This window comes from Candidatus Aminicenantes bacterium, assembly GCA_026393855.1.
Lineage (GTDB): Bacteria > Acidobacteriota > Aminicenantia > Aminicenantales > UBA4085 > UBA4085.
Genome location: JAPKZJ010000128.1, coordinates 1 through 7,984 on the forward strand (window position 1 = coordinate 1; position 7,984 = coordinate 7,984).

Sequence of the window (7,984 nt, forward strand, 5' to 3'; positions counted from 1 at the left end):
GCTTTCGTCAGCGGCAGCCCGCACCTCGACATCCTCGTTTGGCGGAAGTTCTGGGCCTCGGCGCCGCGGCTCTACGATATGGTTAAGGAGCTTCGGCGGCTGCAGGCCAGGGTGGATGCCCTCGAAAAAAAATAGGGGTCAGGTCTTAACATTCAACATTCGTCGCCTTCGAACGTCTCGAACTTTTAACCGATGGCTGCTTGAGGTTCTGGTCTTAGCGGAAATGTTGAATGTTGAGACCTGACCCCTATTTGTATCCCGATAGATATTCCCCGACTCTCATGGCGGCGTGCACACCCGTGCCGACGGCCGTAGCCACCTGGTGGGGAGTGGAATCGATGACGTCCCCGGCGGCGTAGATCCCCGTCCGGCTGGTCCCCATCTTGGCGTCGGTGACGATCTCGCCCCATTCGTTGATCTCGACCAGCCCCTTGACCGGGTCGTTGATCGGATCCATGCCGATCGAGACGAACAGACCTTCGACCGGCAGGGTCGTCCGGGCGTCGTCCTTGACGCAGCGCAGGACGATGGCCTCGAGGTTTTCGATCCCGACGATCTCGTCTACCACCGAGTCCCAATGGACCTTGACCCGCGCGTCTTCGAGGAGGCGCTCCTGCAGGATCTTGGCCCCGCGGAAGCGGTCGCGGCGGTGGATGACATGGACGGTGGAGGCGAACTTGGTCAGGTAATGGGCTTCCATCAGGGCCGTATCGCCGCCGCCGACGACGGCGATCTCGCGGTCACGGAAGAAGGCGCCGTCGCAGGTGGCGCAGTACGACACGCCGCGGCCGATCAGGCGGCCTTCGTTGGGCAGGCCGAGCCTGCGGTATTGGGCGCCGGTGGCCACGATCACCGCGCGCGCGGCGTATTCGGTCTTGCCGGTTTTGACGATCCAGTCCGGGCCGTCGCCGTCGGGCCGGATGCTTTTGGCCGCGTCGGCAACGATGACCGCCCCGAACTTGAGAACCTGTTTGCGGAAGCTCTCGATCAGATCGAAGGGGGCGATCCCGTCGGGAAAGCCGGGGTAGTTTTCGACCCAGTCGGTGATCAGGATTTGGCCGCCCGGCAGGCCTTTCTCGAGAACGATCGTGTTCAGGCGGGCCCGCCCCGTGTAGATCGCGGCGGCCAAGCCGGCCGGCCCGGCGCCGATGATGACAACGTCGTGCTTTGTGGGCATGTTGTTATCCCTTAGGGGTCAGGTCTTAAGATATAAGTTTTCTCTCCGGAGCCCGCCCATTGGAGTAAACAAACGGAGTCGAATCTTATATCTTAAGACCTGACCCCTAATGATTATAGATGCTTTTTGATGGCTTCGACGATCTTGTCCTTGGGCAGGGCGCCGACCAACTGCTCCTTGACGGCCCCGTCCTTGAACAGCAGCAAAGTTGGGATGCCGCGGATGCCGTAGCGGGCGGGCACGGCCCGGCTGGCGTCGACGTCCATCTTGCAGACCTTGAGCTTGTCTTTCATCTCGACGGCGATCTCGTCCACGATCGGGGCGATCATCTTGCAGGGGACGCACCAGACGGCCCAGAAATCGATCAGCACGGGCAGGGCGGATTTAAGGACTTCCGCTTCGAAAGTCTCGTCGTTGACGAGCAGGATGTTATCGGACATGAGGGACTCCTTTCTTATTGTCGATGGCTTGGCGGTAGATCTCAAGAAGGGGGCGCGATGGCGGCACGACCGCCTCGGCCCGGCGGGCCAGCGCCTCGGCCCAGCCGTTGCCGTCCACTCCGCGCGGGGGGGCGCCCGGCACGGCCCAGGCGGGCCCGGTCAGGGCGTCGGAAAAGACGACCCCGGCCTTGAGGAAGTCGAAGCGGCCGTTCTGGGCCAGCTGCTCGGGCGTGAAGTAATCCCAGGTCAGGCCGGTGAAGGCCAGGGACTCGGCCGGGAATCGCCCTTTCCCGTCGAATTCCGGCACCGATAGGACGCTGGCGGTGTCTTTCAGCAGGGCCCGGCCCGCGTAATGGGTTCGCAGGAAGAGCGGCACCAGCGCCGCCGGCCAGTCGTGGCAATGGACGACGTCCACGGCCAGCTTGGCTTTGAGGATCAGCTCGACCACGGCCCGGGCGAAGAACACGAAGCGGGCGTCGTTGTCGAGGTAGGCGGCGCCTTCCGCCCCGTAGAGGCGGTCGCGCAGGAAATACTCGGCGCTATCGATGAGGTAGACCTCGAGCCCGCCCGACTGGGCCCGATAAGCTGCGGCTTTGACCCTTTCGGTCCCGACCGGGACATAAAACTCGGGCAGCACCGGCTCCAGACGGAGGGCTTCGATTGCCGGAACCCGATAGCGGGGCAAGGCGATCGAGACGGCGGCGCCCTGGGCGGCTGCTTCCTCAGCGGCCAAACGGACCATCTCGCCCAGGCCTCCGGTGCCAGTGGCCAGGGGGGCCAGCTCGGGCGAGACGATCAGAACGCGGAGCTTCTTCTTCATGGCGAAAAGACATCATACACTAACGCCGGGGCCCCGACAATAAATCGTAAATAATTCATAATCAAGTTGATAGACCCGATACGGGAGGGGGAATCCGGGCCGTGTCAGCCGCCCCAGGACAGCTTCTCTTTGAGCAGGTCGTAATAGCCGCGCAGCGGCGAGCGGATGAGCTTCAGTTCGCATGACGCCCGCACGACCTCGACCATGTCCCCCCTGGTCAGCGGCGCGCCGCGTTGGCCGTCGATCGTCAGAAAGGCCTCCTCGGAGGCCTGGACCCGTAGCTCGACCCGGGCCCGGGCCGAAATGGCCATGGGCCGAAAGGTCAGGGTATGGGGGCAGATGGGGGTCAGCAGGATGGCCGGCAGCTGCGGCTGGATGATCGGGCCGCCCGCGCTCAGGGTGTAGGCCGTAGAGCCGGTCGGGGTCGAGACGATCAGGCCGTCGGCCCGGACCTCGGCGATGTCCTCGCCGTCGATCCGGATGGCGATATGGAGCATTCGGGCCAGGGCGCCTTTATTAATGACGATGTCGTTGAGGCAGAGCCAGCGCTCGCCGTCGCGGGCAGCCTCGAGCATCATGCGGGCGCTGATGAGGGCTTCGTTTCCGGCCAGGATCTCGTCCAGGGTCCGGGCCATTTCGGGGACGGGGACTTCGGCCAGGAAGCCCAGGTGCCCCAGGTTGACGCCCATGACCGGGACTGCGGCGCGTGCCGCCAGATGGGCGACGCTGAGCAGGGTTCCGTCGCCCCCCAGGACGACGACAAGATCGACGAGGGCGGGAATATCCTCGCGGCGGAGGCCGTCCGGGAGGCCGAGCTTTTCCGCGGCCGCTTCTTCCAGCCGGCAGGCGACGCCGCGCCGGTCCAGATAGGCCAGGAGGTCGCGCAGTACTTCCTCCACCCCGGGGGCATGGGCCTTGACGATGACGCCGACGCTTTTAATCGGGTTCATGGGTGGTCACAATTTCGATCCATTTTAACATGTCCACGGCGGCAGGTTCCATGCCGCCGGGCTCCCAGCGGGCGAAAAACTCCTGATTGCCGGTCCGGCCGTGGGTGCTGCAGCGGACGAGGCCCCGCAGGGCGAACCCGGTCCGGCCCGCTTCGGCCGCCACCCGGGTCAGGATCTCGGCGTGCAGAGCGGGGTCGCGGACGATGCCTTTTTTTCCGACCTGGCCGCGGCCAGCTTCGAACTGGGGCTTGATCAGGGTCAGGAGGATGGGGTGGTCTTTTGGAATTTTTTGTTGATCTGTCGTTGCGAGCCTTTGGCGCGGCAACCCCTCTTCTTGCTCCTCTTGAAGAGAGGCCCCCACGTCGAGGCGACTCGGGGCGACAAGCGCAATTTTCTCGTCATTGCGAGCGACCGAAGGGAGCGCGGCAACCTGGTTCTCTCCGTCATTGCGAGCGACCGCAAGGAGCGCTGTGATTGTCGTTGCGACGGGCCGCAGGCCCGGTGGCAACCCCTCTCCTTGCCCTTCTTGAAGAGAGGTCCCCACGTCGGACGAAGCGTCCTCCTCGGGACGACGAATAGGATTGTCTTCGGGACGATGAATAGGATTGTCATCGGGACGACAGGAATCGTCGTCTTTGCCAGTCTCAGTCCTCGGGGCGACCGCCAATAGCATCCCCCGCAGTGCCGGCAATATCTTGAGAATCGAGATGAACGAGACATCCATGACGAACAGCATTGGCCGCTCGGCGGGCGCGGCGGGGAAATCGGAAGCCACTAGATTGCGGGCGTTTTTTTGGAGGGTCACGACGCGGGGGTCGCGGCGCAGGCGGTCGTCGAGCTGGCGGATGTCCACGTCCACCGCGAAGACGCGGGCCGCGCCGCGCTGCAGGAGGCAGTCGGTGAACCCGCCCGTGGACGAGCCGATATCGGCACAGACCAGGCCCTGCGGAGAGACGGCGAACTCGTCCAGCGCCTGCTCCAGCTTGAATCCGCCCCGGCCGACATACGGCAGGGGTTTGGCGATCGTGAGAACGGCGGCGGGGTTAATGGGTTGGCCGGCCTTTTCGATGCGGCCGGCGGGGCCGGAGACGAGCCCGGCCATGATCAGGGCTTGAGCCTTCTGGCGCGTCGCGGCCAGCCCCTGTTCGACCAGGACTTTATCGGCCCGCTCTTTTTTCATCTTGATCGTCATTGCGAACACTCGCCTATGGCGAGTGCGTGGCACCGCATATCTTAAACTCATTTGTCATTGCGAGCCCCTGCCAACGGCAGGGGCGCGGCAACCTCTCCATTATACTTCCCTTTCATGGCTTCCCATAAAGCTCCTCCAATCCGGCGAGATCCCCACGCCCCAGCTAGGCCCGGGCTCGGGAAGACGAGCCTCATAACTTCCCATAAAGCTCCTCCCAGCCCGGATTCATGGCCGCGATCAAAGCGTTCTTTTTCTTTCGGCTCCACGATTTGATCTGTTTTTCCCGTTGGATCGCCGACAACGCGTTTTCGCAGACTTCATAGTAAACGAGCTTGTGGACTCGATATTTTCTCGTAAAGCCTTCGACGAAGTCATTCTTGTGTTCATAGACACGACGGACAAGATCGTTGGTGACTCCCGTGTAGATTACGATGTTGCGTGAGTTGGCCAGAATATAGATGAAATATGGCTTGGCCATGAGGAGGATCCTATCTATATGGACGCGCGGGGGCAGGGAAAGTCTCAGGAGGAGCAGAAAGCCAGGTTCCCATGCATACGCTTCGATCACTCGTAAAAACAACAATGTATGTCGTCCCGAGGCGGGGCTCTGACCGTCCTTGATGTGACGTCGTTGCGATCGTCACCGCGAGGAACAGCGACGTGGGGACCTCTCTTAAAGCAGGATGAGGTTGCCACGCCCCTGCCGTTGGCAGGGGCTCGCAACGACAAAGAATCAGCTTTTTAAAAATTCCCGGAATTGCTCGGTCAGGCCGGGGGCGTCGAGGCGGAAGTCCCGCTTGATCTGCTCCGTCTTGCCGACCGGGTAGATCTCGATCGGCAGCCCGACGGACAGGAACCGGATGTCGCCGCGGCCGCGGGCGTCAAGCAGCTCGCGCACCGCCGTCCCGAAGCCGCCGGCCGTCACGGCCTCTTCGACCGTGATGACGGCCCGTCCGGGTTGGGCGCAGCGCAGGATGATTTCTTCGTCAAGCGGCTTGGCGAATCGGGCGTCGACGACCGTCGTGCGCAAGCCTTCCGCCTCGAGGGCCTTGGCTGCTTCGAGGGCCGGATGGACCAGGCTGCCGTAGGCCAGGATGAGGTCGGCGTTCTCGCCGCCCTCGCGCAGCACCTCGGCTTGGCCCAAGGGAATGGGCTTGAAGTCTTCGTCCATCGGGACGCCGAAGCCCATGGCTTTGGGGTAGCGGATGGCGACGGGCCGGCCGTAGCCCAAGGCCGCTTTCAGCATATGCCGCAGGTCGTTTTCGTCGCGCGGCGCCATAAGAACGATATTGGGCATGTGGCGCAGAAAGGCGATGTCGTTGATCCCCTGATGGGTCGGCCCGTCGTCCGGGACCACCCCGGCCCTGTCCAGGGCGAAGACGACCGGGAGATTCTGCAGGCAGACGTCGTGATAGATCTGGTCGTAGGCGCGCTGCAAAAAAGTGGAATAGATGGCGCAGACCGGCTTGAATCCGCTGATGGCCAGGCCGGCCGCGAAATTGACGGCGTGCTGCTCGGCGATGCCGACGTCGAAGAATTGGCCGGGCAGCTCCGCCGCGAAGCCGGTCAGGCCCGTCCCTTCGGGCATAGCCGCGGTAATGGCCAGGATGCGGCGGTCGGCCTTGCCCAGCTCAACCATCGTCCGGCCGAAGACGTCGGAGTAGGAGGGCGGGCCGGTTTTGGCAGCCGCTTTGCCCGATTGGACATTGAAAGGCGAGGCGCCGTGAAAATGCTCGGGGTCTTCCTGGGCCGGCACATAGCCGCGCCCTTTGCGGGTGACGCAGTGGATCAGAATGGGACCGTCCTGGTACTTGCGGGCGTCCTGGAAGACCTCGATCAGCGAGGGCAGGCTGTGCCCCTGGACCGGGCCGACATAGCGAAGCCCCAGCTCCTCGAAGACCAAGCCGGGGAAAAAGACTTTTTTAACCAGCTCCTCGACGGCCCGGCCGGCCTTGATGATCGGCCAGCCCAGGGCCGGGATGGACTTGAGCAGGGTCTTGGCCCGGTCTTTGATCCGCAAATAGTGTTGGCCCGAGGCTAGGTATCCGAGGTACTTGGAGATGGCCCCGACGCTTTGCGAGATCGACATCTCGTTGTCGTTCAGGACGACGATCAGCTTGGTCCGCAGGTGGCCGATCTGGTTGAGGGCCTCCCAGGAAACGCCGCCGGTCAGGCTGCCGTCGCCGACCACGGCGATGATGCGGTGGGATTCGGCTTTTTTATCCCGGGCCACGGCCATGCCCAGGGCGGCCGAAAGGGCGGTCGAGGCGTGGCCGGTGTTGTAGGCGTCGTACTCGCTCTCTTCGCGGGCGGGGAAGCCCAGGATTCCGCCGCGCTGGCGCAGGCCGCGAAAGCGGTCCCGCCGGCCAGTGATGATCTTGTGGGCATAGGTTTGGTGCCCGACATCCCAGATGATCTTGTCGAAAGGGGTGTTGAAAACCCGGTGCAGGGCCAAGGTGATTTCGACGACGCCCAGGTTGGCGGAGAGGTGGCCGCCGTTCTTGGAGACCACGTCCAGGATCATGGCCCGGATCTCGGTGGCCAGGCGGCCGAGGTCGTCGACCGGGATCTTGCGAAGATCCTCCGGCCCGTTGATCGTATCGAGAATGCGGTTCATTTTGTTAATTCGTTTCGATTTCTGAGCGGCTTTCAGTCGTTGTCGCGAGCCCCAGGCGTGGCGACGCTTCGTCGTCCCGAGGGGCGCTGAAAGCGCGCCGTGGGGACCTTTCCTTCGCGAACCATCGCCAGGTCCCCACGCCCCGGCTTTGCCGGGCCTCGGGACGACAATCAAATCCCTTCGTCATCGCGAGCCTTTGGCGTGGCAAAGACGACGCCTTGCGACAATGCGTCATTGCGAGCACTCCCCAAAGGGGAGTGCGTGGCAACCTCATCTTTAAGCCAGGTCCCCACGCCCCGGCTTTGCCGGGCCTCGGGACGACTAGGATAAGTCACAATTATACCACGATTTACGCCAGTTTTGGGGGCCGGTTCAGAAGGGCAGGGCGGAGCCGTCGTCGGTCTTTTTCTCGGGCTTGGGCTTGCCCTTGGCTTTGGTCTTGGGGGCCGGCTCGGCGGCGGCATCGGATTCCTGGCCGTCGTCCTCGTCCGCATCTTCCTCGTCGGACTCTTCCGCTTCCTCGGCCGCGTCCGCGCTTTCGCTTCCGTCCTGCCCGAAGGGGCGGGCCCGGACCTCGCCTTTCTCGTCCTTGAGCAGGATCTCGACCTTTTTCTCGGCCCGGTCCAGCTCGTCGCGGAGGAAACGGGCCAGCTTGACGCCTTTTTCAAAGAGGGCCAGCGATTCGTTCAGGCTCTGCCCGCCTTTCTCCAGCTTGTCGACGGTCGATTCCAGGTCGGCCAGGGCTTTTTCGAAGTTAAGGTCTTTGTCTTTCATGGCTGCTCCTCCTA

At 63.3% G+C, this 7,984-nt stretch carries 7 protein-coding genes and 1 pseudogene; all 8 read right to left on the reverse strand.

Annotated features, from left to right (window positions below; all coding sequences use genetic code 11):
- Nucleotides 1–247 precede the first annotated feature (247 nt).
- Nucleotides 248–1,177, reverse strand: a complete 930-nt coding sequence (gene trxB / locus NTZ26_15380; protein MCX6561877.1) for a thioredoxin-disulfide reductase — start codon at nucleotides 1,175–1,177, stop codon at nucleotides 248–250.
- A 113-nt stretch (nucleotides 1,178–1,290) separates the two neighbouring features.
- Complete coding sequence (gene trxA, locus NTZ26_15385; protein ID MCX6561878.1) at nucleotides 1,291–1,617, reverse strand: thioredoxin; 327 nt, start codon at nucleotides 1,615–1,617, stop codon at nucleotides 1,291–1,293.
- Nucleotides 1,607–2,437, reverse strand: coding sequence for a glycogen/starch synthase (locus NTZ26_15390; GenBank protein MCX6561879.1), 831 nt, complete (start codon nucleotides 2,435–2,437; stop codon nucleotides 1,607–1,609). Before NTZ26_15390 ends, trxA begins: the two co-directional genes overlap by 11 nt.
- A gap of 104 nt (nucleotides 2,438–2,541) precedes the next feature.
- Nucleotides 2,542–3,387 (reverse strand): NAD(+)/NADH kinase, encoded by an 846-nt coding sequence (locus NTZ26_15395; protein MCX6561880.1) that lies wholly within the window; start codon nucleotides 3,385–3,387, stop codon nucleotides 2,542–2,544.
- Nucleotides 3,374–4,579 (reverse strand): TlyA family RNA methyltransferase, encoded by a 1,206-nt coding sequence (locus NTZ26_15400; protein MCX6561881.1) that lies wholly within the window; start codon nucleotides 4,577–4,579, stop codon nucleotides 3,374–3,376. Before NTZ26_15400 ends, NTZ26_15395 begins: the two co-directional genes overlap by 14 nt.
- A 190-nt stretch (nucleotides 4,580–4,769) precedes the next feature.
- The gene (locus tag NTZ26_15405) at nucleotides 4,770–5,057 is read right to left on the reverse strand and encodes a GIY-YIG nuclease family protein (GenBank protein ID MCX6561882.1); all 288 of its coding nucleotides are present in this window, start codon (nucleotides 5,055–5,057) and stop codon (nucleotides 4,770–4,772) included.
- 255 nt (nucleotides 5,058–5,312) lie between these two features.
- Nucleotides 5,313–7,196, reverse strand: a complete 1,884-nt coding sequence (gene dxs / locus NTZ26_15410; protein ID MCX6561883.1) for a 1-deoxy-D-xylulose-5-phosphate synthase — start codon at nucleotides 7,194–7,196, stop codon at nucleotides 5,313–5,315.
- A 570-nt stretch (nucleotides 7,197–7,766) separates the two neighbouring features.
- Nucleotides 7,767–7,970, reverse strand: a pseudogene (gene xseB, locus NTZ26_15415) (exodeoxyribonuclease VII small subunit).
- Nucleotides 7,971–7,984: the final 14 nt, after the last annotated feature.

What these genes read in the sequence shown, in the direction of transcription:
- NTZ26_15405 (MCX6561882.1), bottom strand. Translation starts at nt 5,057, where the DNA reads ATGGCCAAGCCATATTTCATCTATATTCTGGCCAACTCACGCAACATC.
- NTZ26_15390 (MCX6561879.1), bottom strand. Translation starts at nt 2,437, where the DNA reads ATGAAGAAGAAGCTCCGCGTTCTGATCGTCTCGCCCGAGCTGGCCCCC.
- NTZ26_15400 (MCX6561881.1), bottom strand. Translation starts at nt 4,579, where the DNA reads ATGACGATCAAGATGAAAAAAGAGCGGGCCGATAAAGTCCTGGTCGAA.
- dxs (MCX6561883.1), bottom strand. Translation starts at nt 7,196, where the DNA reads ATGAACCGCATTCTCGATACGATCAACGGGCCGGAGGATCTTCGCAAG.
- trxB (MCX6561877.1), bottom strand. Translation starts at nt 1,177, where the DNA reads ATGCCCACAAAGCACGACGTTGTCATCATCGGCGCCGGGCCGGCCGGC.
- trxA (MCX6561878.1), bottom strand. Translation starts at nt 1,617, where the DNA reads ATGTCCGATAACATCCTGCTCGTCAACGACGAGACTTTCGAAGCGGAA.
- NTZ26_15395 (MCX6561880.1), bottom strand. Translation starts at nt 3,387, where the DNA reads ATGAACCCGATTAAAAGCGTCGGCGTCATCGTCAAGGCCCATGCCCCC.